The organism is Amycolatopsis sp. NPDC114504 (genome assembly GCF_055633595.1).
In genome coordinates this window covers 337,481-362,333 of the sequence record NZ_JBVKDU010000001.1, presented here as the reverse complement: position 1 = coordinate 362,333, position 24,853 = coordinate 337,481, and the positions used below count along the sequence as shown (strand labels likewise).

The following is a 24,853-nucleotide window of genomic DNA, read 5'->3' as shown; positions in this document are numbered from 1 at the left end:
ACGTTACCGGGCGACCTGCCCCGACGTCGCCGCCGCCGCGGCCGGCTCGCGCAGGGTCGGGCGCAGCGCGAGGACGACCGCCGTCGTCACCACCAGGTGCATGAGCATCAGCCCGACGACGTTCGCGGCGGTGGCCCCGGCGTTCAGGATCAGCAGGTCTGGCACCCAGGTCAGGACGAGGACCGCGGGGACGACGACGCGCAGCGCCTTCGGGGCCCGGCGGGCGATCAGGATCCAGCCCGCGGTGCCGAGGAGCAGTCCGAGCACGGTCGCCGGCAGGTAGGACGCGGCGTTGAGGCCCATCCCGATCCCGCCGTCGTCGAGTGAGGACGCCGTCAGCGCGAGGACGGTGTTGACCGCGGCGGCCGCCACGACGGCGACCCCCAGGCGAAGGGCCGTGGCGGACGTCCGGGTGGCGGTGGGGGTCATCGCTCCTCCTTGGGTTGCGTGTTAAACCCAAAGATAGGTTGGGTTGCGTGTTAAAGTCAAGCGTGGACGAAACCGGACCGGAGGAGCCGTTCGACCGGCTCGGCAAGGAAGAGCGGCGGGTGTGGATCAACCTGGCCAAGGTGCTGCTGACCCTGCCGGGAGCGCTGGAAAGCCAGCTGCTGCGCGACGCCGACCTCACGCTGCTGGGCTACATGATCCTGGCGCGCCTGTCCGTCGTGCCGGGGGAATGCCTGCGGATGAGCGAGATCGCGGAGATGGCCAACGGGTCGCTGCCGCGGATTTCGCACGCGGTGGCCCGGCTGGAGGATCGCGGGTGGGTGACGCGGGAGGTGTGCACCGGCCAGGGCCGCCGGTTCACGATCGCGACCCTGACCGACGCCGGCCGCGAGCACCTGGCGGCCGCGTCGCCCGCGCACGTGGCGAACGTGCGGCGCCTGGTGGTCGACCCGCTGGGCGACGACTTCGCGCGGCTCGGGGACGCCGTCGAGCGGATCGTCGAGAACCTCGGGCTGCCCACCGAGGTCCTCAAACGGCCGAAAGCCTGACCGGCGTCCCCGCGCCGGCTCTTACGACCGCAGGACGAACGCGGCGACGTCGCCGCCGAGCTGCCGTCCGGCTTCGTGGTCGAGCCGGGTGTGGACGCCGGCGACGATGCGGCTCAGGCCGGCTTCGTCGGCCACGTCCTGGAACGTCGCGAACCGCCGGACGACACCCGGCAGCGCTTCGGACGTCACCGTCAGCGGCCACCGCGGCCCGTACTCCTGCCGCAGCACCAGGGCACCGGCCTGCGAGATCACGCTGTGCGCGCCCGGGTACGCCGGATCCGCCGGCGTGGTGGCGAGGCTGGACCAGTCCGGGACGCCGTCCGTCGCCGGGTTGCCGTCTTCGCCGGCGAGCCGGATCGCGGTGATCGGGCGCCAGATCCGGTAGTGGTACTTGGCTTCGTAGAACGCGATCACCGCGTCGGCGAAGGCCAGGTTCAGCCGTGCGAACACGCGGGCCGCGACCAGGACGTTGCTCCGGGATCCGCCGACGACCGACTGGGCGATCTCGTTCCAGTAGTTCCAGATCGGTGCGGCCCAGAACCGCGCCTGCACCGTGCCGTCGTCGGTGCGGGTGGTGCTGGTGTCACGCCCGGCCGCCGCGACTTCGCGCAACGCCTTCGCGTAGCGGGCGCTCGCCAGCGGCGGGTAGGGCGCGGGCCGGAACCGGTCCGCCCGGTCGAGCACGAACGGCGTCACCGCGGCCCAGTGGGTGAACGCGGCGGGCGCGAACGCGGGCGGCGCCGGCCGGTACTGCCCGGGCGCCGTCCCCGGCGGCAGCACCGGCGGGACCGCGGCCGAGCCGTCGTTCGCGCGCAGGCCGAGCAGCAGCCGGGCGACCAGGTGCCCGGCCCGCACCCCGGCGGTCCGGCCCGCCGGGTGGACCGCGGCGAGCTGCCCGGCCAGCAGGCTCGCGAACTCGCCGGCGCGGGTGGGGTACAGCGCGGCGAGGACGTCGTGGGCCGCTTGCGCCGCCGCCGCTTCCGGAGCGGCCGTGCCCGGGACGTCGACGGTGAACAGGTAGGGCCGCCCGGTCCCGGCCGTCGCGACGACGGCGTCGTGGATCGCCGCGTGCAGCAGGGCGAAGGCGCGGGTCGGGTGGACGGTCGCGGGCTGCAGGCCGGCCGTGCGGACGGTGGCCAGCAGCTCGCGGTTCCAGGCGAGGACGACGTCCGCACCTCCCGGCCGGACCGGGGCCGCCGGCGCGGCGGTGGCCGGCGTCGGCAGGCCCGTGGTCGCGAGCACGGCGGCGGCCGCCCCGCCGGTGACGAGCAGCTGCCGGCGCGACATCGATGTGGTCATTTCTCTCCCCTGGGGTGATCGGATGCTCCGCCTGCCGATACGACCGCCGGTTACGCGTAACCCGGTCGCTTATCCCTCGGGTGGCGGCAAGAATCGGCGGGGGAGAAGGCGGGCGGTGCCGGTGGCACAGAGGTTCCGGCGCAGACGCGCCGAGGGGGACGAGACAGACGCCGGGGGCGCTCCGCCGCCCGCGCGGCTGCACGTGGTCGGCGCGGACGTCTACCCGGACTGGGAGGCGGTCTACCGCGACAACGTCGACCGCCTGTACCGCCTGATGTTCTCGAAGGTGGGCAACCGGCCCGACGCGGAGGACCTCACCACCGAGGTCTTCCTGACGGCGCTGCGGCCGCTGCGCGTCTCGGCGAGCATCGGCGAGGTCCGGGCGTACCTGCTGGCCACCGCGCGGACGGTGCTGGCCGGGCACTGGCGGCGCACGCTCGGCCGGGAGATCACGACCCTGGACGAGGAGCGCGACATCGCGGCGTTCGAAGCCGACGTGATCGACCCGCGGACGCCCGCCCGGGCCGAGGCGATCCTCGGGCGGCTGCCCGAGCGGTACGGCCGCATCCTGCGGCTGCGGTTCCTGCAGGCGTGCTCGCTCAAGGAAGCGGCGGCGGAGCTCGGCATCACCGTCGGCAACGCGAAAGTGCTGCAGCACCGCGCGTTGCGGCAGGCGGCGCAGCTGGCGGAAGGGATGGAGACGTGACCACTCGAGGCGTCCGCCGGTACGTCAAGGACCTCCTGCGCCGGCGTCGGCCGCGCCCGTTCGAAGCCGGTCCCGGTGACGAGGCCGAGCTGCGGACGGCGGTGCTGCTGCGCGCCGCGCGGCCGGGAGCCGGGGCGGCGGGTGAGGAGTTCGTCGCCGGGTTGCACCGGCGGCTCGTCGAGGAGCTCGGGGAGCCGGCGCCCGGGCGGGGCGGCAACCGCCGCCGGTTCATCCAGGTGTCCTCGGCCGCGGCGGTGGCGGCTGCGGCGGGCGCGGGCGTCGAGTACCTGGTGACCTCGGGTGCGGAGCCGGCGGCGGCGCCCGCCGAAGAGACGCTGCGGCCCGAGAACGGCGAGTGGCGGGCCGTCGTCGCCGCGCACGACCTGCCCGAAGGCCGGGTGCTGCCGTTCGACTTCGGCGCGGTGGCGGGGTTCGTCCAGCGCACGGACGGCGAGGTCCGCGCGGTTTCGGCGACCTGCACGCACCTCGGCTGCCGGCTGAACCTCGACGCCCCGGCGCGGCGGCTGAACTGCCCGTGCCACCGGACGTCGTTCGCGGTCGACGGCGCGGTCCTGACGCACCAGCTGCGGGTGACCCCACCGCCGCTGCCGCACCTGGTGGTGCGCGAAGCCGGGGGAGTGGTCGAAGTGCTGGTCCCGTCGGAAGGAGCGTGACCGGTCAGCGCAGGTACGAGGCGCCGTTGACGTCGAGGATCGCGCCGGAGCTCCACGCCGCCTCCGGGGAGGCGAGGTGGACGATCGCCGCGGCGACCTCCTCGGCCGTGCCCGCCCGGCCGAACGGGCTCTGGTCCCGCAGCGCGTCGCCGCCCGGGCCGGCGAGCTTGGACTCCTGGCGTTCGGTGGCGACGAACCCGGGCGCCACCGACGTCACGGAAATCCCGTGCGGTGCCAGTGCGAGCGCCATCGACTGGCCGAAGGCGTGCAGCGCCGCCTTGCTCGCGCCGTAGGCCGGGTGCTCGGGTTCGCCGCGGAACGCGCCGCGCGAGCCGACGTTGACGACGCTGCCCGGGCGGCCCCGCTCGATCAGGTGCCGGGCCACCGCCCACGTGACGTTCGCGGCGCCGAAGAGGTTGACGTCGAGCGTGCGCCGCCACGCCTCGACCCACTGGTCGTAGCCGACCTCGGCGACGGCGTGCCGGTTCTGCTCGGTCGGGGCCTGGGCGGCGTTGTTGACCAGGACGTCGACGCGGCCGAGCGTCGCCACGGCTTCGTCGACGACCTTGCGCGCGGCGGCGGGGTCACCGAGGTCGCCGGGGATGCTGGTGTGCCCGGACCCTTGCAGTTGCTCAAGGGTGGTCTCGGCGTCGTCGCGCCGGGTCGCGTAGTGGACCGCCACGCGGTAGCCGCGCGCCGCGAAGGCCACGGCGGTGGCCCGGCCGATGCCGCGCGAGCCGCCGGTGATCAGGACGCCTTGCCGCTCGGTCATCGTTCGCCTCCGGTCGACAGGGCCCGCAGGTCGTCGAAGGCTTGCGAGAGATGGACGTCCAGGGTCCGCGACGGGTCGTCGATCCAGGCCTGGGCCGCGTGGTGGAAGGTGGCCCAGCCGGTCTGCGCGGCCAGGGTGGCCGGCCCGCTTTTGACGGCCCGCTCGCGCAGGGCCGCCGCCAGAGCGTCGGTGAGGGACGCGTGTTTGGCCAGCTCGCGTTCGCGCAGCGCCGGGGTCGCGGCGATGATCGCCAGCCGCGGCTCGGAGAACGGACGGTTGGCTTCGAGGATCCGCGCGGCCTTCCGGAACGCGCGCAGCAGGATCTCGAACGGCGTCAGGCCGTCGGGCGCTTCGGCCACCGCCTGGGTCATCGTGTCGCGCAGGTCGGCTTCGCCGTCGAAGAGCACTTCGCGCTTGTCCGCGAAGTGCCGGAAGTACGTGCGTTCGTTGACGCCGGCCCGCGCGGCGATCTCCGCCGTGGTGGTCCGGTCGAACCCGCGTTCCCCGTACAGCTCGAGCGCCGCCTGCTGGAGACGGCGGCGCGCTTCCGCTCCGCTTCGTGGCACGGGCCGAGGCTACCGCATTCCGCCAGTGACTGGCGTCACGTTGCGCCAGTGTCTGGCACTACGCGTACTGTCAGCGACTGGCGCTAAGTAGTGCCAGTGACTGGCATTAAGGAGAGCGTTGTGCATGTCTTCGTCACCGGCGGTTCCGGCCAGACCGGGCCCACCGTCGTCGCCGAGCTCCTCGCGGCCGGCCACGCCGTCACCGGCCTCGCTCGCTCGGAGGCCGCCGCCACCCGGCTGGAGTCGTTGGGCGCCAGCGCATTCCGCGGTTCCCTGGAAGACCTCGACCGCCTGCGCCGGGGAGCCGACGCGGCCGACGGCGTCCTGCACATGGCCTTCGGCGGCGACTTCGCCGATCCGGACGACCTGACGCGGCGCGACACGGCCGCGATCGAGACACTCGGCCGGGCGGCGGCGGGCAAGCCGTTCGTCAGCACGTCGGGGACGCTGGTCCTGCCCGGCGGCCGGGAGACCACCGAGCGGGACGAACCCGACGCCCACGGCATCGCCGGCTTCCGCATCCCGGGCGAGCAGGCGTGCCGGAGGTTCGGCGGCACCGTGGTCCGGCTCGCGCCGACCGTCCACGGCCCGCGGGACCACGGCTTCATCCCGATGCTCATCGCCACCGCGCGCCAGACCGGCGTGTCGGCGTACGTCGGCGACGGCGGCAACCGCTGGCCCGCGGTCCACCGCCGGGACGCGGCGATCCTGTTCCGCCTGGCCCTGGAGGGGGCGCCCGCCGGGAGCGTGCTGCACGGGGTCGCCGAAAACGTGCCGTTCGAAGCCATCGCAGCGACGATCGCCCGCAAGCTCGGCGTTCCGGTGGCCTCGGTGTCGCCGGAGGAGGCCGCGACGCACTTCCCGAGCCCGTTCATGGCGCGGGTGTACGGCTTCGACGGGCCGGTTTCCGGTGTGGACACCCGGCGGCTGGTCGGCTGGGCGCCCACGCACCAAGGTCTGCTCGAAGACCTGGAAACCGGCGACTACTTCCCCGCGGCCTAGCTGTCGAGCGGGTCGAGGCGCGGGGTTTCGCCCGGTCCCACGGGGAAGTGGGCGATGAACGTGACGCCGTTCTCCTGCGCGTCGAACCGCGCGATCCGCGTGGCTTCCGGCTCGTAGAAGACATCTCCGGGCCGCAGCACCGACGCGGGCTCGCCCTCGATCTCGTACACCGCCGAGCCGGCCTCGATGCTGCCGAACACCGGTCCATTATGGACGTGCAAACCCGAGCCGTGGCCGGGGGCGATCGTGATGCGGCGGATCTCGACGTGGTCGACCACGCGGGGCGCCGGAAGCTGTTGCTCCAGCACCAAAGTCCGGGTCACGGGCGGTTCGGCGGCGGCCGTGACGTCGACGCCGGCCACCGTGTCGCCGAACTCCGTCGCGGCACCGTCCTCGGGGATCTCCTCGATCGCCAGGTGCGTCATCGACGACGTGTCGGTCGCGCCGTGCCAGTGCCATTCGCCGGCAGCTACGCGGACCGTGTCGCCGGGCCGGAGCAGCTGGGCCGGGCCGCCTCGGCGTTGCACGTACCCGGTGCCGTCGGTGACGACCAGGACCTGACCGAGCGGGTGCCGGTGCCAGCGCGTGCGGGCGCCGGGCGCGAACTGCACGCGGTCGACCCGGGTCCGCGACGGACCTTCGGGGACGGCGAGCGACGTGACCCACGCGCTGCCGGAGATCACGTCGGCGGGCGCGGGAGCGCTGACCGGGGGAACGGGGAGGACGTGCACGAAAGGACTCCTCAGAGGACGGTGAGCAGGGCGAGGACGCCGGAAACGGCTTGGTCGAACGGTTCGGGCGCGGCCGCGGCGCGAGCCAGCACGTAGCCGCCCTGCAGGACGGCGACGACGGTGGCGGCCAGGGCCGCGCTGTCCAGGCCGGCGGGCAGCTCGCCCGCGGCCCGGCCCTCGTCGAGAACCTCGGCGAGGCGGGCCCGCAGGCGCGTCAACGTCGCGTCGACCGGCGCGCGCAGCTCCGGGTCGGCGACGATCTCGGGGTCCTGCGTGAGCCGGCCGATGGGGCAGCCCCTGAGCACTTCGCGCTCACGACGCAGGTACGCGGTGATCCGTTCGACGGCGGTCCCGGGCGTGCGCAGCTGCGCCTCGGCGGCCGCCAGCAGCTCGTCCGCGCTGCGCCGCACGGCTTCCAGCGCGAGCTCCCGCTTGCCGGAGAAGTGGTGGTACATGCTGCCTTGCCCGGCGCCGGCGTGCTGCTGGATGGCCTTGGGGCTGGTGCCCACGTAACCGCGCTCCCACAACAGCTCGCGGGTGCTGTCGATGAGCTGCTTCCTGGTGTCCACGCCGAGGACTGTACATACTAGTAGGTACAGAATCCAGAGCGCCGTCCACGTTGAGGGGTGACCAAGGCTCAGTGCACGGGCTGGAGAAGGCGCCGCGGGTGCGCGAGGATCGCGCTGACCTGGCCGTCTTCCGGCGACGGCGGGGTCAGTCCCGGGCCCGGCGTCATCACCGTCTCGGCGAGCGGTACCTCGTCGCCGCACCGCAGGCAGGCGCCCGACTGTGCCACTTCGCCCTCGCAACCCGCGTGGACGTACACCCGTCGCCGGCCGCCCGGCGCGTAGTGCTCGTCGCCCCACGCCGACAGGGCGCGGACGGCCGGCCAGAGTCCCCGCCCCTTCGCCGTCAGCTCGTACTCGCTGCGCTTGCCGGGTCCCGGCACGCGCTCCAGCACGCCTTCGGCGATGAGGAACTCCAGTCGTTCGGTCAGGACCGCGCGCGGAATGCCCAGGTGCTCGGCGAAGTCGCTGAAACGGCGGACGCCGAAGACGGCGTCGCGGACGATCAGCAGCGTCCAGCGTTCTCCGACGACCTCCAGGGCGCGGACCATCGAGCAGGCCTGGTTGGTGTACTCGCGGGGGAGTGCCATGCGACCAGTCTGCCACAAAAGAGTTCGTTCATCGAACCAACCGTGCTAGCCTCTCGGCGAAAGAGTTCGGTGACCGAATCAATGGGAGTCCGCATGGCCAGCCGTCCCGGTGCCGTCCTCGTCGCCTCCGGCGGCGCGACCCTGCTCGCTCTCTTCGTCTTCACCGCGCCGCTCTCGATCGTCCCGGCCGTGGCCGGCGGCCTCGGGGCCGGCGCGGTCGCGACGTCGTGGATCCTCAGCTCGATGAGCCTCGGGCTGGCGGTCGCGCTGCTGCCGGCCGGCGCGATCGGCGACGACTTCGGCCGGCGGCGCGTCTTCGTCGCCGGGGCCGTCGTGACGGCCGTCGGGTCCGTGCTGTGCGCGGTCGCGCCCGGGCCGCTGACGTTCATCGCCGGCCGGGTCGTCGAAGGCCTCGGCGGTGCCGCGCTGATCGCGTGCGGCCTCGCGGTGCTCGGGCCCGCGTTCCCGGACCCCGCCGGCCGCGCCCGCGCGAGCGGCCTGTGGGGCGCCTGCGTCGGCGCGGGCATCGCGATCGGCCCGCTGGCCGGCGCGGCCCTCGACCACGACTGGCGCGTGCTCTACGTCGTGATCACGGCGCTGTCGCTCGGGGTGGCCGTGCTCGGGCGGGTCCTGCTGGAAGAGTCCGTCTCCGGGCGGGCCCGGACGGTCGACCTGCCCGGCGCGCTGCTGCTGGGCGGCGGCCTCGCGGCGCTGCTGGCCGCGTTGACCGAAGGCCGGCAGGGCTGGACGAGCCCCCTCGAGCTGGCCCTGATCGCGGCGGCGGTCGTGCTGCTCGCCGCGTTCTTCGCCCACCAGAACTCCTCCGGCGGCGGCATGCTCGACCTGACGCTCTTCCGCCGCCCGGCGCTGGTGTCGGCGACGGCGGGCGCGTTCGTGGCCGGCGCCGGCGTCACCGCGCTGATGGCGTTCCTCTGCACGATGCTCGAGAACGGCCTCGCGCTGCGTCCCCTGACAGCGGCGCTGGTGGTGCTGGCCTGGTCGGCGACGAGCGTGGCCTCGGCGCTGCTGACACGCCGGCTCCCGGTCACCCTCTCCGGCGGCGCGCGGATGAGCGCCGGCCTGGTCGTGGTGGCCGCGGGACTCGTCCCGCTCGCGTTCGTCACCCCGGGCTCGGGGCCGGCATTCCTCCTGCCGGGCCTGGCGGTGGCGGGCTTCGGCACGGGCATCGTGAACGCGTCACTGGGGCGCGAAGCGGTGGCGAGCGTGCCGCCGCAGCGGGCCGGGATGGGCAGCGGCATCAACAACACCAGCCGCTACGTCGGCGCCGCGCTCGGCGTCACGGTGGTCAGCGTGCTGGCCGTCCACGCGACGCCGGCCGCATTGACCGCGGGCTGGAACACCGCGGTCCTCGTGGGCATCGCGGTGTCCCTCGTAGGCGCCGCGGCGATCGCGGCCCTGACCGTCCGGGCCAAGCGGGCTGTGGTCGTGGCCTGAAGCGCCTCGGCAGCCGGACTGGCTTCGGTGCTCAGCGGAGTGGCCGCTGCACCATCGCCGACCACCGCACCTACCGCGGCGCGAACCTGGGGGCCGCCGCGGCGTGCGGTCGATGCCGGCTGGTGGGAGCGCAGACCGAGCAGCACTTGCGGGCCGCGCTCGGCACCCGGGACCGACCGGCCACGCGAACGCGACCTTCCTACGAGGCGCCGGCCGAAGCGGGGAACCGGTCGAGCATGACGCGCAGCTCGCCGGCGCTGACGTTCGCCCCGAAGGCCTCGGCGCCGGGCTCGAGCCGCACCCCGTCGGCCAGGGAACCGGCGACCAGCGGGTCGAAGCCCAGCGCGTCGACCAGGTCCGCCACCCGTGTCACGTCGGCCGGGTCGTCGCCGGCGATCGCGATCGCCTTCCGGCCCGGTGTCCCCGCTGGGCGGGCCTCCTCTTCGAGGTCGTGGTACCCCATGTGGTTGAACGCCTTCACCACCCTCGCGTCGTCCAAAAAGGACTGAACGGTCACGCTGGTCGACACGCGCAGGTCGTCGCGGACGCCGTCGACCTCCCACCAGTAGTTCATCGCGTCGACGACCAGCTTCCCGGCCAGCGCACCGGCCGGGAGCGTGCGGTACTTGCCCAGTGGCAGCGCGAGGATGACGACGTCCGCTTTCGCCGCCGCCTCCGGCGCGGTCGTCGCGACCGCGCCGGGCGTGAGGACGTCAATCGTGAGCGCGATCTTCTCCCGTGTGCCCGAGCCCGCGACGAGCACGTCGTGCCCGGCGGCGAGCGCGAGCCGGGCCAGGACCGTGCCCACCTTGCCCGCGCCGAGGATGCCGATGATCATTTCGCCTCCGAAAGGATGTCGCGCACCATCGGGATCACCCGGGTGCCGTACAGCTCGACCGCGCGCAGGCGGGCGCTCGCCGGTTGCGACCCGGAGCTGTAGATCAGGTCGAACCGGCCGACGCCCAGCTCCGCGACCGCGCCGGCGATCTTGCGTGCGACGGTCTCGGGGGAGCCGATGTAGAGCGAGCCGTGCTCGATCTCGTGGTCGTACTCTTCGCGCCGGATCGGTGCCCAGCCCCGCAGCGCGCCGATCCGGTCGCGGATCACGCGGTAGCGCGGCCAGAACACCTCGCGGGCCTGCTCGTCGGTGTCGGCGACGAACCCGGGGGAGTGCATGCCGACCGGGTGGGCGGTGGTGCCGAACTGCGCGGCGGCCCGGCGGTACAGGTCGAGGTAGGGCGCGAACCGCCCCGGCGCCCCGCCGATGATCGCCAGCATGAGCGGGAGGCCGTGGTGGGCGGTCCGGATGACCGACTGGGGCGAGCCGCCGACGCCGACCCACGTGGACAGCCGGCCGGAGTCAGTCTTGGGGTAGACGTCGGCGTCCGCGAGCGCCGGCCGGTGCTTTCCCTGCCAGGTCACGGGTTTCTCGTCGAGCAGCCGCACGAACAGGTCGAGCTTCTCCTCGAACAGCGCGTCGTAGTCGCTCAGGTCGTAGCCGAACAGCGGGAACGACTCGGTGAACGAACCCCGGCCGAGGATGACCTCGGCGCGCCCGTCCGAGAGGGCGTCGACCGTCGCGAAGCGCTGGAACACGCGGACGGGGTCGTCCGAGCTCAGCACGGTGACGCCGGAGGACAGCCGGATCCGCGACGTGCGGGTGGCGATGCCGGCCAGCACGGTTTCGGGCGTGGAGATGGAGTATTCGGGGCGGTGGTGCTCGCCGAGGGCGATCACGTCCACCCCGATCTCGTCGGCGAGGACGGCTTCGTCGACGACCTGCCGGATCGCGGCGGCGTGGGACAGCGGCCGGCCGGCGTCGTCCTCGGGGACGTCGCCGAACGTGTCGAGGCCGAACTGGAGGTCGGTCAGGTCAGGCAGGTCAGGCAGGTCAGGCACGGGAAGGCTCCTTCGCGAGCAGTTCGCGCACCCGCGGCGCGACCTCACGGCCGAGCAGCTCGATCGTCCGGGCGCGAGCGGCCCGCGGCAGGTGCATGATGTCGTACTTGAGGTCGAAGCGGCTCAGGCGCAGGTCCCGCGCCACGGTCGCGATCTTGCGGGCGACGGTCTCGGGGGAGCCCACGAACAGGGCGCCGGTGTCCACTTCGGACAGATAACGGTCGCGGTCCGGCGGGTAGAAGCCGCGTTCGGCGGAGATCCGCGCGACGACCGGCTGCCAGTACTGCCACCACGTCTCGACGGCTTCTTCGTCGGTGTCGGCGACCAGGCCGAGCGAGTGCTGGCCGACCGGCTGCGGTGCCTGCCCGAACTGCTCGAGCGCGCGGTGGTACAGCTCGACGTGGCCGGCGAACCGCTGCGGCCGTCCGCCGATGATCGCCAGCATGAGCGGAAGGCCGTAGCGGGCGGCGCGCACGACGGAGTCCGGGCTGCCGCCGACGCCGATCCAGGTGGGGATCCCGCCCGGGCGCATCCGCGGGTGCAGCGTCTGGTTCGTGAGTGGTGCGCGGACGTCGCCGGACCAGGTGACGCTGTCCTCGCGCTGCAGCCGCACGAACAGGTCGAGCTTCTCCTCGAAGAGCCGCTCGTAGTCGGCGAGGTCGTAGCCGAACAGCGGGAACGACTCCGTCGCCGAGGCCCGGCCCAGCACCAGCTGGGCGCGTCCGTCCGAGACGGCGTCCAGGGTCGAGAACTCCTGGTAGAGCCGCACGGGGTCGTTCGTGCTCAGGACGGTCACGGAGGTGCCGAGCTGGATGCGCTCGGTCGCCGTCGCGATCGCCGCGAGCAGGACGGGGGTCGCGCTGTCGTTGTGCCCCTCGCGGTAGTGCTCGCCGACACTGAAGACGTCCAGGCCCGCCGACTCGGCCAGCCGCGCCTCCTCGACGAGCAACCGGACGGTTTCCGCGTCGCTCAGCGCGCGGCCACCGTCCGTGGCGACCTCGCCGAACGAGTTCAGTCCCAGTTCGAACACCGTGACTCCTTTGATTGACACGTCAATCATCTGCTCGATATGATTGACGTGTCAACTAGGAGGCAGGGTGACGGAGACGACACGACGCCGGCGCGTGCTGCCGACCACGGAAGAGCTGCGCGTCTGGCGCGGGTTCATCGAGACGGCGGAAGCCCTGCGCGCCGAACTGGGCGCGCGACTGCAGGCGGAGTGCGCGCTTTCGCCGGGGGACTACGCGGTGCTGCTGGCGCTCAGCGAGGCGGACGAGCGGCGGCTGCGGTCGTCACAGCTGGCCGACGACATCGGCTGGGAGCGCAGCCGCCTGTCGCACCACCTCGGCCGGATGGAGAAGCGCGGCCTGATCCGCCGCGAGGAGTGCCGGACGGACAACCGCGGCGCCGAGGTGGTGCTGACGGAGGAAGGTGCGGCGGCGTTCCGCGCGGCGACGGTCCCGCACCTGACGGCGGTCCGCGAGCTGTTCGTGGACGCGCTGACCCCGGAGCAGCTCACCGGGGCGGGCGAGATCGCCGCGGCGCTGCGGGCCAGGCTCGGCTAGAGGCCGTACGTCTTGCCGATGATGTCGCGCTGGATTTCGCTCGTGCCGCCGTACACCGTGGACACCACCGTCGACCGGAGGAGGCGTTCCATGCCGTACTCGGTCGCGTAGCCGTAGCCGCCCATCATCTGCATTCCGTCGAGCGCCATGGCCTTCGCGAACTCCGTTGCCTTGAGCTTCGCCATGGATGCCTCCCGTGGCAACGGTTTCCCGCCCGAAGCGTCGATCTTGCGGGCGACGTCGTGCACCAGCAGGCGCGTGCATTCCAGCTCGGTCGCGTGGTCGGCGATCCGGTGCCGCAGGGCCTGGAACGAGCCCACCGGACGGCCGAACTGCCGCCGCTCGCGGACGTAGGACACCGTGTCGTCGAACGCGCGGCGGGCCGTGCCGAGCATCAGGGCCGCCAGGATCATCCGCTCGAGGTTCAACCCGGCCATCAGCTGCCGCCAGCCCTGGCCGACCTCGCCGACCACCGCGTCCGCCGGCAGGGCGCAGCCGGTGAAGTAGAGGTCGTTCACCTCGCGCCCGCCCATCGTGTCGATGCCGTGCACCGCCAGCCCTTCGACGCCCGCCGGCACCGAGAACATCGTCAGGCCGTCGTGCTTGCCGCCGTCGGCGGACGTGCGCGCGACCAGCAGGATGTGCCGGGCGAGGTGCGCGTTGGAGCACCACGTCTTCTGCCCGTCGATGACCCAGCCGCCGTCCTGGCGGGCGGCCTTGCACGCCAGCGCTCCGACGTCGGAGCCCGCGCCGGGCTCGGACATCGAGACGGCCAGCACCTCGCCGCGGAGGAAGTCGCCGAGCACCGCGCGCTTGCGGTCCTCCGAGGCGAACTTCTCGTACGACGCCGCGGTGATCACCGACGTGGCGAACCCGCCGATCGGTGCCTGGTGGTAGGCCGTCGTCTCCAGGAACAGCACCAGGTCCAGCATCCCCTGGCCGGCCCCGCCGTACTCCCGCGGGACGGCGACGCCGAGCCAGCCGAGCTCGGCCATCTTCCGGTACAGCGCGTCGTCGTGCGGGGTGGTCCGTTCGCCCACCTCCCGGCGGCAGAAGTCGTCGACGGCGGCGACGAAGTCGCGTTGCTCGGTGGAAAGGCTCACGAGTGCTCCCGGCGGTAGGGGTACGAGCTCAGGCTTCGAGCATGGGGACGAGGTAGCGGCGGGCCAGCGCGGCCAGCTGCGCCTCGTCGTCGAGGTCGATGACGTGGCTGGGGATGGCGAGGAAGGAACCGGACATCCGGACCATCAGCTCGGCGACGACGTCGGCGTCCAGCTCGGCGCGCACGGTCCCCGCGTGCTGCTCCTGCCGGAGCTGGCCGGCGACGAACGCCCGCACGGTGGCCAGCGTGCGCCCGTCGTCGGTGATCATCGACGACGCGAGCAGGCCCGGTTCCGCGGCCATCAGCCCGCCGATCAGCGGGTTGCCCCGGATGGCGCGCAGCGAGCTCACGAAGCCGAGCACGACCCGGTCGGCGACCGTCTCGGCCTGCTTGATCTCGACGAGGAACCGGTCGAAGTAGCGGCGGTACTCGCGGCGCACGACGTGCTCGACGAGCGTGTCCTTCGTCGCGAACCGCCGGTAGACGGTGATGCGGGAGAGCCCGGCGCGCTTGGCGACGTCCTCCATCGTGGACCGCTGGATGCCCATCCGGCAGAACTGCTCGTAGGCCGCGTCGAGCACGCGGACGCGGATGTCGTCGGCGTCGTCGACCTGTTCGACGGCGTCGATGTAGGCGCGCTCCAGCAGTGACTCCGCGCCCGGGGCACCGATGAACGGCTGGTCCACAACCACCTCCTGATCCTTCCACTCGGGGGCTTGCAGGGGTCAGCACATCATGCTCTGATACAAGGAGGCAAGTCGCGTATCACTGTACCTGAATGTTCGAGCATCACTGTTGATCTCGGCTCCGGAGGAGAAGCGATGGCCAAGGACGAAGTCAGCCGGCGGCTCGCGTTGAAACGCGGCGGGACGCTGGGAGTGCTGGGCGCGGTGACCGTGGCGTCGCCGGCGTTGTGGACGTGGCCGGCGGCGGCGTCGGTCGCCCGGACCGGGGCGGGCGCGGATCCCCGGTGGGTGTGGGACCCGGAGGCCGACGCGCTGCTCGCGTCGGTCATCGACCGCGGGGACGTGCCGGCGGTGAACGCGCTGCTGCGGACGTGGAAGAAGAACGGCCAGGCGCTGCCCGAAGGCCTGCCCGCCGACGTCCGGGACTTCGTCGAGCGGGCGCGGCAGCTGCCGTCCTGGGCCGACTCGGGCAAGCTCGCCAAGTCGTTCGCGTTCACCGAGAAGCGGGGGCTCTACCTCGGCATCCTGTACGGCCTGGCGAGCGGGATGATCAGCACGGTCATCCCGCACGAGGCGCGCGCGGTGTACTACTCCAAGGGTGGCGCGGCCATGAAGGACCGCATCACCAAGACCGCCAAGCTCGGCTACGACATCATGACGCGCAACGCCTTCGCCCCCGACGGCGAGATGATCGTGACTTGCGTGAAGACCCGGCTGGTGCACGCAGCGGTGCGCCACCTGCTGCCGCAGTCGCCGCAGTGGACGGGCACCGCCGACCAGACGGTGCCGATCAGCCAGCGCGACATGCTCGTCACGTGGCACAGCCTGCCGACGACCGTGATGGGGAAGCTGACCTCGTGGGAGGTGCCGATCCCGCGCGCGGAGTCCGAGGGGTTCCTGCACTCCTGGCAGCTGACCGCGCACATGCTCGGCATCATGGACGAGTACATCCCGGCGTCGTGGACCGAAGCGAACACCCAGGCCGAGCAGATCCTGACCCCGGTGCTGGCGCCGACCGACGAGGGCATCGCCCTGGCCGACATCCTGCTCAACCTCGGTTCCACTGTGGACGGTGGCGTGCTGAGCACGCACGTACTGGGCGCGTTCACACGGTTCATGCTCGGCGACCAGATCGCGAACTGGCTGCACATCCCCCGCGAACCGGTCTGGGACCCGCTGCTCGACGTGGCCTGGGGCCCGTTCATCGCGGTCCGCGAGGGCCTGCTCCCGTTCCCGCTGGCCCCGGCGGCGTACTGGACGTTCGACGAGATCATCCGCCAGGCGACGCTGCTGTTCCTGTCCGAGGGGAACCCGATCAGCATCGAGATCCCCGACGCGAACCGCCCGTCCTGACCCCGGCGTCGTCGATCCTGGGGGAGGGATCGACGACGCTCCTTCCTCGCTCGATCTTCCGCCGGCGTGCTGGTCCGACTCGCCGAGTGGTTGCCCGCGAACGCCGCACCGGGTTGCACTATGCTGGCGTTCCCGGTGACGGGGCGTGAGGGAGGACCTTGAATGGGACAGTTGCGGGGCGAAGTTACGACGACCATGGTCGACCTGAGCACACTTCCCCTGGCCCATTTGCGCACCAGTGACGATCCGGCGTTGGTCCGCAGCCTGAAGCTGGTCGCGGGACGGACCGAGTGCGGCAAGATCGGCGTTCTCCAGAACCAGGCGCCGGACGCCCGCTGAACAGCGGTGTAGGGGATACGCACCCGGTGCTGGACACCCACCGGGTGTCGATGGCGAGTTTCGACGCCATGGCCACGGGCAAGAGCGACGTGGTCCTAGCCGGACAGCTCAAGCAGGCTGATCGCAGCAGGCGGCTGACGTTGCTGCGCGCGGTGCTCGACCGGGTCACCGAGCTCGCGTCGTCGCTGGGTCCGCTGACGTCGCTGGACGAAGCCTGGGAACTGCTGGTCGCTTCGCAGCAGCGTGATCCCTCCGCGACGGATCTCGTCCTCACACATCCGCACGTCGGCCTGTGGCCGGCGAAGATGCTCAAGCGGCTCGCGAGCGGCGGCAGGGACCCGGGCGCTCCGCCGCTTTGGGCTGAACTGGGCGATCTCCACCGGCTGGCGGCGGCCGCGGCGATCCGCGCCGGGCTCGAGTTCCACTGCGGGGTTCCGGTGTGGCGTGGCCGGATCATGCTGCCCACGTTGGGCCTCGCCGAAGTGGGCGGTGATCGAGAGTGGGAAGTCGCGCAGGTGCACGCCGAACGCGACGAGGTCCTCGTGCGGGGACGAACCGGCAGTGTGGCGGTGCCTGAGAACAGGTCGACCGATGGTGTGGGCTGGCTCGCGGTACGCACCTTGCGGACCGACGAAGCCGCGTTGTGGCTCGACGACATCGATCCGTACCGCGCCTTCGGCGAACCTGTCGCGCCACGCCGGCTCGAAGTCGATGAACTGACGTCGTGGTCGGAGGCGTTGCAGGGCACTTGGCGGCTGCTGGCCAAACACCATTCCGAGACGGCGTCCGAGCTCGCGGCAGGGCTCACGACCTTGGTGCCCCGGGCCACGGCGGTGGACCGGTTCACCCCGTACAGCGCGTCGCACAACGATGTCTTCGGTTCCGTGGTCCTCTCCCTGCCGCCGGATCCGGTGACCTTCGCGGAGATCCTGGTCCACGAGTTCCACCACAACAAGTTCGGTGCCTTGTCGTCGCTCGTCGATCTGCTCGAACCGGGCGCCGACGACGCTGCCCGCCTCTACGCCCCCTGGCGCGACGACCCGCGCCCGCCGGGCGGCCTTTTGCACGGTGCCTACTCCTTTCTTGGCGTCACCGCGTTCTACCGCGACCACCATCCGGTGGAGACGGGCCCGGGTGCCCGAGCCGCGCAGTTCGAGTTCGCCTACCGGCGTGAACAGACGGCACACGCGGTGAACACGCTGCTCACCGACGCGGTCCCGTCGGAACTGGGGCGGCGGTTCCTTTCCACCGCACGCGAACGGCTGAGCTCGTGGAGCGGTGAGCCGGTTCTGGACGACATCGCACGTGCGGCCGAACGGGCGAATCTCGACCACTGGTTGTGCTGGCGGTTGCGCCACTTGCGAATTCCGGACGTGGTGGCGGGTGACCTGGCTCAGGCTTGGCTGGAAAACCGTCCGAGCCCGGCCCTCCCTGCAGCGCCACCGGTTCTGGTGCCGGAGCCGGGGAGCGCGGAAAGGGCTCGGCTCGAGCTCACGCGGACGTGGGTCACGGAACCCGGCCGGTACGATGCCTACCAGGCCGAGCCCGCTCTGGCGACGGTCGACATCGCCGGCATCTCCACCGCCGACCTGGCCCTGTTCGACGGCGACGAGCAGACCGCGGCCAAGCTCTACGAGCGTCAGATCGAGGAGTCTCCCGACTCTCGTCCGGCGTGGGCCGGTCTCGCCCTGGCCACTCGGCTGCCTGCCTTGCTGACCCGGCCGGAGCTGGTTCTCGCAGTCCACGGTGCAGTCCGGGCCCGCAGCGAGGACGCCCTGAGCGCGGTTCGGCTGGCTCGCTGGCTCGGCTAGATCTGCATCACGTCGATGTCGCAGTTGGCGCGGTGGTTGAACTGCGCGTCGGTGGTCGCCGGGTGCTCCGAGCCCAGAACCCGGCGTAACCGCTGAACGGCGTTCAGCTGCAGGCGGTCCGCCTCGTCGGTGCGGCCGAGTCCTCGGAGGTCCAGTGCCTGGTTGACCAAAAGCGCCAGGGTCGACGGATGATCTGGCCCGAGGACGCGCCCGGAGCGTTCGACGGTCGCCTGGTCCAGTGCGTAGGCGCCTTCGTAGTCGCCTGACTCGGCCAGGTTGCTCGCATGGTTCGTCGCGCAGACCAGCGTGAACGGGTGATCCTCGCCGAGGGCTTCCGTCATGTCGGCGAGCGCCCGTTCGTCCATCCGACGGGCCTGCTCGACTGAACCGAGCAGACGCAACGTGACGGCGAGGTTGGTCGCAGCCGCGACGCTGAAGGGATGTTTCTTGCCCCATGTCGCTTCGTAGAGACCCTTGACGTGGTCGCCGAGCCGCCTGGCTTCGGCCAGGTTGCCGTCCTGTCGGTGCTCGATGGCCAGGTCCATGGTCGCCGACATCGCGTCCGGATGTGATTCACCGTATTTGGTGACCAAGCCGTCGGTGGCCTCCATGGCCAGGGTGAGGGCCGTTCTTTCGCGATGGTGGCCGGCCCGGCGGTAGGCGATCGCAAGGTTCTTGATCGCCGACAGCGTCATCGGGTGCCGGCTGCCGAGCTGCGCCCGCATCCGGCGAACAGTGTCTTCCTGCTCGGTGCGCGCCCGCAGGTAGTCGCCGGTCTCGCGCAGATCCACCGACCAGTTGTCCAGCGTCAGCAGCGTGTGCCGGTGGTCCGTACCCAGAACGGTTTGCTTGCGCAGTGCCGTCTCCTCGTCCAGGTCTCGGGCTGCGGCGAAGTCACCGACCAGGCGGAGGCTTAGCGCGTAGTTGTTGGCTGCGGCGAGCGTATCCGGGTCGTCCTCACCGAAACGTTCGAGCGCACTTCGGTACGCGAATTCGTTCATCTGGCGTGCCCGTTCGAAGTCGCCTTTCGCCCGTAGATCCGAGGCAACGCCGTGGATCGTGAGCAGTGTCTCTTCATGTTTTTCGCCGAGCGTTTCCTGCATCAGCGCGAGCGTTCGCTCGGCGACGGTGCGGCCTTCTTCGAACCGGCCGAGCGCGCGGAGCATGCGCCCCCACCACCGTGAGACGACGAGGGTGTCGGGGTGCTTTTCGCCGAGCTTTTCGTTCCAGAACTGCGCGTAGTCCGAAGCCATCTCCAGCGCGCCCGCCGGGTCGCCGAACGCGAAGAGGTAGTTGACCGCGTTGATCGCCATCCGGCGCACCCAGCGGTCGGTGCAGTTGCGGGCGTCGACGGCCCGGATGTGCGGGAGCAGTTCGGCGTAGCGCGACCAGTAGTCCACCGAGTCGGGCTGCTTCGGGTCGCGGTTGGCGAGCAGCAGGTGGGCGGTGTGGCGCACCCGGTCCTGGTCGTCCGGCCCGAGTTTGTTGCGCAGCACCAGCTGCACGAGGCGGTGCAGCTGGAGCGTGTCGCTGCGGTGGTCGATCTTGGCGAGGCTGTAGCGGTTGATCTCGCGGATCGCGCGGCCCAGCTGGATGGGGTCGCCGAGGGTCTGCTCGAGCGCCTCGGTGGTCGGGACGTTGCGGACACCGCTGAACATCGCCCGCGGAATGGGTTCCGGCGAAAAGAAAGCACACACTTCGAGCAGTTCCAGCGCGCCGGGGTTCTCCTCGCGCAGCCGGTCCAGCGAGACGTTCCACGCGGCTTCCACCGCGACGTCGTAGTCCGCCGGCGGCCGGGACTGGAGCAGTTCGGTGCGCTTGTTCTCGAACAGTTCCAGGTACTCGTCGGTGGCCATGCCGGTTTCGGCGCGCCAGGCCGCGGCCTGCTCGACGGCCAGCGGCAGGTCGCCCAGCACCGTGGCCAGCCGGTCGGCGTCCTCGTCGGCCAGGTCGTGGTTGCGCCGCTGGAGCAGTTCCCGGCTTTCCGAACGCCGGAAGACGTCGACCTCGACCGCCTGCGAAACCTCGGACCACTGCGGGTTCCGCGACGTCACGAGGATGTGGCCCTCACCGCGCCGCGGCCAGAACCGGCGGACGTCCTCGGGCCGGTCGGCGTTGTCGAACACCAGCAACCAGCGGCGATACGGCTCGCCGCCGCCCAGCGCCTCCAGTACGGCGGGCACCGCGGTGTCGACGGACTGCTCCACCGGAAGGTCGAGCCGCTTCGCCAGCTTCACCAGTGACGCTTGGATTTCCGACGGGTTCTCCGAGGGGATCCACCAGATCAGGTCGTATTCTTCGGCGTGCTGGTAAACGTATGCGACCGCGATCTGCGACTTGCCGATACCGCCCATACCGTGCAACGCGCTCGGCAGTACCGCCGTACGGGTCGACTTGGCCAGCTCATCTCGCAGCGCCCGAAGGATGTCCCCGCGCCCGATGAAGTTGACGTTGCGCAGCGGAACGCCACCCCAGACCGCAGGCTGCTGGACGGAGCGGCGGGCCTCCGTGTCCGGCTCCGATCCGGTCGTGCTCACGGATGAAGCCAATCCCCGTGGTTTGATGGGCTCGGCCAGGCGGTCGGACGGTACGGAGGGTGCCGTGCCGTGATCGCGGCCGGTGTCGGGTCCTCGCGTCATTCCAGGACGGGCATCATCGCGGGAAATCCGAAAGCGTTCCAAGGCCTCGCCCAATCGGTTCGCCCGCCGGACGTACGGTCCCGACAACGCTCGCAGCACATCACGTTGGACGGCGAGCAACGGCTCGGTGTGCGACGTGATCCCCGGAAGCCGCGAGTCGTCGGGGGCCCGCAACACGTCGCGCAGGTTGGCCACTGCCGGCTCTTGCGGGCCGAGCACGTCGGCCACCACACGTAGGACACGCGCGGTGTCCGCGCGAGACACCGTCGCCAGCAGGCCCCTGCGCAGTTTCGGCCCGAAGTCGTATTCGACAGCCGAGCTTTCCCCGTTGGGGCCTGGCGGAACCCTGTGCAACAGCCGCCCCAGCTGTATTTCGGCCAGATGCGCTGATCGGGAGTTCGGCATCATGGTGCCTTGCACCGCTCGGATCACCCTCGTTGTCAGTGGAGCGGCAGCCAGCAGTCCGGCGAGCCGAATCGCGGGTTGGGTGGCGGTCGCGAGGAATCGGTCGAGCCTTTCCTCGGCGGACAGGGCTTCTTCGGCCTGACCTGCTCCGATGTCCTCGGTAGAGGGCAGGTCGTCCTCCGACGACGGGACGAGCACGGGGAGCCGGACGCAGGTGGCACCCGAAACCAGCTCAGCCCAGCGGCGCAGGTGCCGTGGTGCGAGTTCCAGTACCGGAATCGAGTTCGCCGTGCCGGACAGGATGGTCTGCAGCGTCCGGGGCGCTACCCGTACACCGGTCCAGCTCCAGCGGTCGGCCGGGAGAAGGTGAACTAGTGTGACGGGGCACGTCCGTGCCCACATCTCCATGGTCTGCATCATCGACCCGCTGCGCCAGGCAACGCCGACACAGTCACTGAGCACGACGATGAGCCGCCGCCCGGTCGGGTCGGACAACTGCGCGGGTTCGCTGCCGGTGCCCGGAGCAGTCTCCACGGACCACACGGAGGGGGCGTCCGTGTCCACCGAGACCGTCTTGACGTCGGAAAACGCGCCCTGCCGCTCGAGCAAGGCACGAAAGGCCCGCGAAGTGCTTTCCCACAACCGCATGGACGTACTGCGATCGGTGACCAGGACGACCTCGAACGGATGGCCCCGCGAGGGCCGGTCGACGGGCAGCCAGACTCCGGTTTCGGCGGCCGCGACCGCCGTCTCTTCTTCGTCCAGTTCGGTCTGGTGGTTGAGCCGGACGAGGCGGTTCAGCGGACGCAGTGCCTCAGCCAGCCCCCTGGGCAGGCTCGGTGGAACCAAGCGGGCAGGCGGGGCCGCCGGAGGTTTGCGAATCCGTGGCCGTACCGGCACCGGTTCGACGGGGAGCGGTTCCGGGTGATCGCCGGGCCGGGCCGGTTCCGGCCGGACCGGCGGCGGGTGGTCGGTGGGAGGCTCGGGCGGTTGTCCGGGTGCTGGCTCCGGTTCGGGCGGCTGTGGTGGTGGGCGCTCGGGCCGCGGGTGCGTTTCCGCGCGCGGTGGTTCGTTCGCCGCGATGCGAGCGGCGAGCCAGACCGCATCGGCGATCTCGTCCGCGTTGAGTGCCTCGCTGGCGAGGCGGTCGACCGGTTCGGCCATCGCTTCAGTCCGTTCCCCGGACGTTGAGGCGCCGCCACAGGGTGTCGCGCAGCACCTCCCAGTTCGCGTCGTGCTGATGCGCACCGGAGGTCGTCAGGTGCAGGGCGTTGAGCAGTTGGTCGTTGGCGAGGCCGCCTTCCTGCCCGCTGCTGGCGAGGAATTCGTGGATCAGGTCGTCGCTGCGTGGCGGCACGTCGCGAAAGTGCGCGGCGACCATGCTCACGAGCTGCTCGAAGCCGGGTTGAGGCATGTCAAGCCGCAGGCAGCGGCGCAGGAACGCGGGTGGGAAGTCCCGTTCGCCGTTGCTCGTCACCACGACGACCGGGAACGCGCGGCACTGCACGTGCCCTTCGCGCACCGTCGCCCGGCCGCCGCGGTCGTGAGTGAAGACGGTGACTTCCGGCTGGGTGGCCGCGATCCTGGTGAGGGGCTGGATTTCGAAGTCGCCGTCCTCGAACACCGCCAGCAGATCGTTCGGCAGATCGATATCCGACTTGTCCAATTCGTCGATCAGCAGCACGCGCGGCCGTTCGTAGGGCAGCAGCGCGGTACCGAGCGGGCCGAGGCGGACGAACCCGCCGATGTCAGCGCCCTCGTCGGTCGAAGCGGCTTGGACGCGGCCGATGGCGTCATAGGTCCACATCCCGTCACGGGAGATCGTGCGGCTGCTGATCGGCCAGCGCAGCACCGGTCCGAGCCCCAGTTCGCGCGCGATCTTGTAGGCCAGGCTGGACTTTCCGGTGCCGGGGTTGCCGGTGATCAGCAGGGGGCGGCGCAGGTACAGCGCGGCGTTCACGGTCAGGACCTCTTCGAGGATCGCATCCCGTGCCGAGGCTATGGCGGGTACGCCGAGTCGCCGGACGAACTCGGTGTCGGAGCCTGGGGGTACTGGCAGGGCTGGGCCGCCGTCGAAGGTGCGCCAACTGGGCGGTTCGGGTAGCGCGGGAGCGTCCTCGCCGGCCGGCGGTGGCAGCCCGTGACCGCGGTAGACGCACCATGGTGGGATCTCGGCACCGCTCATCAGGCGGGCACCTCCTCGATCGGGGCCGCGGGGGGATCCTGCGGCTCGACGGGTCGTTCCGGGTCGTCCCACAGCAGTGAAACCCGGCTGCCCACATGGGAATCGGGCCGGGCAACCTGCCGCGCCCGGCTTCGCAGCAGCCGTAGACGTTCGGTGAGCTCGGGCAGGAATTCGTACAGCGACCTGACCTCCGCCTCGAACATCGTGCGCGCGGCTTCGGTGCGGTGCCAGATCATCACCGGTATCCCGGCCCGCACGCCGACCAGCACCTCGCCGGGAACCAGGCTGTCCGGCATCGAACGCAGCACGAGTGAGACGGCCTTCTTCTGCTCGGCCAGCTTCGCGTCGAGCGCGGCGAGGTGCCGCAATTTCGCGCCGTCGCTCCACAGCCAGTGTTCTTCCGGATTCGTCAGTTCGGCAGGAATTTTCTTCAGCAGGTCCCAGCGCCGTCGCCATTCGCGGTGCCAGCGCGGCGAGCGCGCGCGGTCGAGGCTACGGAGAACCACCTGGTAGTGCAGGCCGAGCGGACGCGGCAGCGAGCTGCCCGCTTCCAGGTCCCACTGGTCGACGGGCAGGTTCAGCAGCGAATAGGGGAGCAGGAACTCGATCCGGATCGCGGCGGCGTCCGCGGCCCAACCGGTCTCGGCCTCGGCGACCAGTTGGGCCACGTGCGCGCGGACGGCGCCGAGGTCGCCGGTGAACGGCCCACTGCGCCGCGGGCGCCAGCCGGTCGGATCGTTGTGCCGCCAGTGGACGACGACGAGCATGTCGGTGTCGAGGAGGTCCGGTTCGATGCGGACTACCAGGTAGGCGACGACGTCCTCCGGCGTCTCGGGTTCGGTGGCCTGCGCCAGCCGGACTGCGCTGATCTGCTCGGTGACGCCCAGGAGCGCGGCCTGCCGGTCGTTCCAGTCGCGCAGGCCTTCGGCCCGCAGCTCGTCGGCGGCCGCTGCTAGGTACTCGACGAACAGCAGCAACGGCGGAATCCCGTCCGGCTGGGCGTTCATCCGTTCGAGGGTCGCGAGGGCGTCCGCAGGCCGGTGGTCCGCCGAGATGAGCTCGGCGGCGGACCCGGCGGCCGCGCGCACGAGCTCGGCCAGCCGGCCGCTCGGATTTTCGCCCAGCAGGTTCAGCAGTTCCCGCCGGTCGCTGTCGGTGACGAGATCGAGAGTGGCCATGTCTTCGACGGCGGATCGGGCGCGCTGAACCGGGATCGACCCGGGCTCCATCTGCTCGACGGCGTCGACGAACGCCGCGAGCGCCCGCGGGTGCTGCCGCCGGCAGGCCTGCACGATGCCGATCAGGCTGGCCCGCGTCGTCGGCAGGTCCTCCACGACCAGCGGCATGCCGAGGTGATCGGCCAGCAGCTCCAGGCAGAGCCGCCGGCAGCCGGGGTCACGCAGGGACGGAATCTGTTCGAGACAGTCGATCAAGAAGCCCAGGGAACTCGGGAAGTCTGAGCTGTTCCATGACGTCAAGCCGCCACTCCCTCTCCCGCGGACCTAACGAGATA

The 24,853-nt window shown here is 71.5% G+C and carries 24 protein-coding genes; 9 read left to right on the top strand and 15 right to left on the bottom strand.

Annotation, left to right across the window (positions count from 1 at the left end):
* Positions 1-3: 3 nt before the first annotated feature.
* Entirely contained in the window at positions 4-429 is a 426-nt protein-coding gene (locus tag ACZ7PG_RS01765) for a DUF6069 family protein (RefSeq protein ID WP_470237176.1), read from the bottom strand.
* A 62-nt stretch (positions 430-491) separates the two neighbouring features.
* On the opposite strand from ACZ7PG_RS01765, the gene ACZ7PG_RS01760 reads away from it, so the two are divergent.
* Complete coding sequence (locus ACZ7PG_RS01760) at positions 492-995, top strand: MarR family winged helix-turn-helix transcriptional regulator (protein ID WP_470237175.1); 504 nt, start codon at positions 492-494, stop codon at positions 993-995.
* A 21-nt stretch (positions 996-1,016) separates the two neighbouring features.
* On the opposite strand, the gene ACZ7PG_RS01755 is transcribed toward ACZ7PG_RS01760, so the two are convergent.
* Positions 1,017-2,294 carry a vanadium-dependent haloperoxidase gene (locus ACZ7PG_RS01755; RefSeq protein WP_470237174.1) on the bottom strand — a complete coding sequence of 426 codons (1,278 nt, stop codon included), beginning with the start codon at positions 2,292-2,294 and terminating at the stop codon, positions 1,017-1,019.
* 115 nt (positions 2,295-2,409) lie between these two features.
* Between ACZ7PG_RS01755 and ACZ7PG_RS01750 the strand changes: the two genes are divergently transcribed.
* A complete protein-coding gene (locus ACZ7PG_RS01750; protein ID WP_470237173.1) occupies positions 2,410-3,000 on the top strand; it encodes an RNA polymerase sigma factor in 591 nt (196 codons plus the stop codon).
* Positions 2,997-3,674: a QcrA and Rieske domain-containing protein gene (locus tag ACZ7PG_RS01745; protein ID WP_470237172.1), complete on the top strand. Its 678-nt coding sequence runs from the start codon at positions 2,997-2,999 to the stop codon at positions 3,672-3,674. Before ACZ7PG_RS01750 ends, ACZ7PG_RS01745 begins: the two co-directional genes overlap by 4 nt.
* 4 nt (positions 3,675-3,678) lie before the next feature.
* On the opposite strand, the gene ACZ7PG_RS01740 is transcribed toward ACZ7PG_RS01745, so the two are convergent.
* Together ACZ7PG_RS01740 and ACZ7PG_RS01735 are read right to left on the bottom strand one after the other, a co-directional pair.
* A complete protein-coding gene (locus ACZ7PG_RS01740) occupies positions 3,679-4,446 on the bottom strand; it encodes an SDR family NAD(P)-dependent oxidoreductase (RefSeq protein ID WP_470237171.1) in 768 nt (255 codons plus the stop codon).
* A complete protein-coding gene (locus ACZ7PG_RS01735) occupies positions 4,443-5,012 on the bottom strand; it encodes a TetR/AcrR family transcriptional regulator (RefSeq protein WP_470237170.1) in 570 nt (189 codons plus the stop codon). The genes ACZ7PG_RS01740 and ACZ7PG_RS01735 overlap by 4 nt, the downstream gene beginning before the upstream one ends.
* A gap of 120 nt (positions 5,013-5,132) precedes the next feature.
* On the opposite strand from ACZ7PG_RS01735, the gene ACZ7PG_RS01730 reads away from it, so the two are divergent.
* Positions 5,133-6,014, top strand: a complete 882-nt coding sequence (locus tag ACZ7PG_RS01730) for an SDR family oxidoreductase (RefSeq protein ID WP_470237169.1) — start codon at positions 5,133-5,135, stop codon at positions 6,012-6,014.
* Here ACZ7PG_RS01730 and ACZ7PG_RS01725 read toward each other — a convergent pair.
* The 3 genes from ACZ7PG_RS01725 to ACZ7PG_RS01715 all read right to left on the bottom strand — a co-directional run bounded on the left by ACZ7PG_RS01725 (position 6,011) and on the right by ACZ7PG_RS01715 (position 7,901).
* Entirely contained in the window at positions 6,011-6,745 is a 735-nt protein-coding gene (locus tag ACZ7PG_RS01725) for a cupin domain-containing protein (RefSeq protein ID WP_470237168.1), read from the bottom strand. The two genes, ACZ7PG_RS01730 and ACZ7PG_RS01725, sit on opposite strands and share 4 nt — an antisense overlap.
* An 11-nt stretch (positions 6,746-6,756) precedes the next feature.
* Positions 6,757-7,314, bottom strand: coding sequence for a TetR/AcrR family transcriptional regulator (locus ACZ7PG_RS01720; protein ID WP_470237167.1), 558 nt, complete (start codon positions 7,312-7,314; stop codon positions 6,757-6,759).
* A 68-nt stretch (positions 7,315-7,382) separates the two neighbouring features.
* Positions 7,383-7,901: a winged helix-turn-helix transcriptional regulator gene (locus ACZ7PG_RS01715; RefSeq protein ID WP_470237166.1), complete on the bottom strand. Its 519-nt coding sequence runs from the start codon at positions 7,899-7,901 to the stop codon at positions 7,383-7,385.
* Positions 7,902-7,994: 93 nt separating this feature from the next.
* Here ACZ7PG_RS01715 and ACZ7PG_RS01710 point away from each other — a divergent pair, with 93 nt between their 5' ends.
* Positions 7,995-9,356 carry an MFS transporter gene (locus tag ACZ7PG_RS01710; RefSeq protein ID WP_470237165.1) on the top strand — a complete coding sequence of 454 codons (1,362 nt, stop codon included), beginning with the start codon at positions 7,995-7,997 and terminating at the stop codon, positions 9,354-9,356.
* Between the two features lie 199 nt (positions 9,357-9,555).
* Here ACZ7PG_RS01710 and ACZ7PG_RS01705 read toward each other — a convergent pair whose 3' ends face one another.
* From ACZ7PG_RS01705 to ACZ7PG_RS01695, 3 genes are read right to left on the bottom strand one after another with little or no spacing between them, the layout of a single operon-like run.
* Positions 9,556-10,194, bottom strand: coding sequence for an NADPH-dependent F420 reductase (locus ACZ7PG_RS01705; protein ID WP_470237164.1), 639 nt, complete (start codon positions 10,192-10,194; stop codon positions 9,556-9,558).
* Positions 10,191-11,228, bottom strand: a complete 1,038-nt coding sequence (locus ACZ7PG_RS01700) for an LLM class flavin-dependent oxidoreductase (protein ID WP_470238979.1) — start codon at positions 11,226-11,228, stop codon at positions 10,191-10,193. Before ACZ7PG_RS01700 ends, ACZ7PG_RS01705 begins: the two co-directional genes overlap by 4 nt.
* A gap of 19 nt (positions 11,229-11,247) precedes the next feature.
* Positions 11,248-12,285 carry an LLM class flavin-dependent oxidoreductase gene (locus tag ACZ7PG_RS01695; protein ID WP_470237163.1) on the bottom strand — a complete coding sequence of 346 codons (1,038 nt, stop codon included), beginning with the start codon at positions 12,283-12,285 and terminating at the stop codon, positions 11,248-11,250.
* A 67-nt stretch (positions 12,286-12,352) separates the two neighbouring features.
* Between ACZ7PG_RS01695 and ACZ7PG_RS01690 the strand changes: the two genes are divergently transcribed.
* Positions 12,353-12,820 carry a MarR family winged helix-turn-helix transcriptional regulator gene (locus ACZ7PG_RS01690; protein WP_470237162.1) on the top strand — a complete coding sequence of 156 codons (468 nt, stop codon included), beginning with the start codon at positions 12,353-12,355 and terminating at the stop codon, positions 12,818-12,820.
* On the opposite strand, the gene ACZ7PG_RS01685 is transcribed toward ACZ7PG_RS01690, so the two are convergent.
* Together ACZ7PG_RS01685 and ACZ7PG_RS01680 are read right to left on the bottom strand one after the other, a co-directional pair.
* Positions 12,817-13,923: an acyl-CoA dehydrogenase family protein gene (locus tag ACZ7PG_RS01685; RefSeq protein WP_470237161.1), complete on the bottom strand. Its 1,107-nt coding sequence runs from the start codon at positions 13,921-13,923 to the stop codon at positions 12,817-12,819. The genes ACZ7PG_RS01690 and ACZ7PG_RS01685 overlap by 4 nt on opposite strands.
* 28 nt (positions 13,924-13,951) lie before the next feature.
* The gene (locus tag ACZ7PG_RS01680) at positions 13,952-14,614 is read right to left on the bottom strand and encodes a TetR/AcrR family transcriptional regulator (RefSeq protein WP_470237160.1); all 663 of its coding nucleotides are present in this window, start codon (positions 14,612-14,614) and stop codon (positions 13,952-13,954) included.
* Positions 14,615-14,743: 129 nt separating this feature from the next.
* Here ACZ7PG_RS01680 and ACZ7PG_RS01675 point away from each other — a divergent pair, with 129 nt between their 5' ends.
* From ACZ7PG_RS01675 to ACZ7PG_RS01665, 3 genes are all read left to right on the top strand, one after another.
* Positions 14,744-15,961, top strand: a complete 1,218-nt coding sequence (locus tag ACZ7PG_RS01675; RefSeq protein WP_470237159.1) for an oxygenase MpaB family protein — start codon at positions 14,744-14,746, stop codon at positions 15,959-15,961.
* Between the two features lie 162 nt (positions 15,962-16,123).
* Entirely contained in the window at positions 16,124-16,300 is a 177-nt protein-coding gene (locus tag ACZ7PG_RS01670; RefSeq protein WP_470237158.1) for a hypothetical protein, read from the top strand.
* 26 nt (positions 16,301-16,326) lie between these two features.
* On the top strand, positions 16,327-18,111 hold the full coding sequence (locus ACZ7PG_RS01665; protein ID WP_470237157.1) for an HEXXH motif domain-containing protein: 1,785 nt from the start codon (positions 16,327-16,329) through the stop codon (positions 18,109-18,111).
* Here ACZ7PG_RS01665 and fxsT read toward each other — a convergent pair.
* Genes fxsT through ACZ7PG_RS01650 form a run of 3 tightly spaced genes read right to left on the bottom strand, consistent with a single transcriptional unit; the run spans position 18,108 to position 24,773 of the window.
* Complete coding sequence (gene fxsT / locus ACZ7PG_RS01660; RefSeq protein WP_470237156.1) at positions 18,108-22,319, bottom strand: FxSxx-COOH system tetratricopeptide repeat protein; 4,212 nt, start codon at positions 22,317-22,319, stop codon at positions 18,108-18,110. The genes ACZ7PG_RS01665 and fxsT overlap by 4 nt on opposite strands.
* Before the next feature lie 4 nt (positions 22,320-22,323).
* On the bottom strand, positions 22,324-23,340 hold the full coding sequence (locus tag ACZ7PG_RS01655; protein WP_470237155.1) for an AAA family ATPase: 1,017 nt from the start codon (positions 23,338-23,340) through the stop codon (positions 22,324-22,326).
* Complete coding sequence (locus ACZ7PG_RS01650; RefSeq protein ID WP_470237154.1) at positions 23,340-24,773, bottom strand: VMAP-C domain-containing protein; 1,434 nt, start codon at positions 24,771-24,773, stop codon at positions 23,340-23,342. The genes ACZ7PG_RS01655 and ACZ7PG_RS01650 overlap by 1 nt, the downstream gene beginning before the upstream one ends.
* Positions 24,774-24,853: the final 80 nt, after the last annotated feature.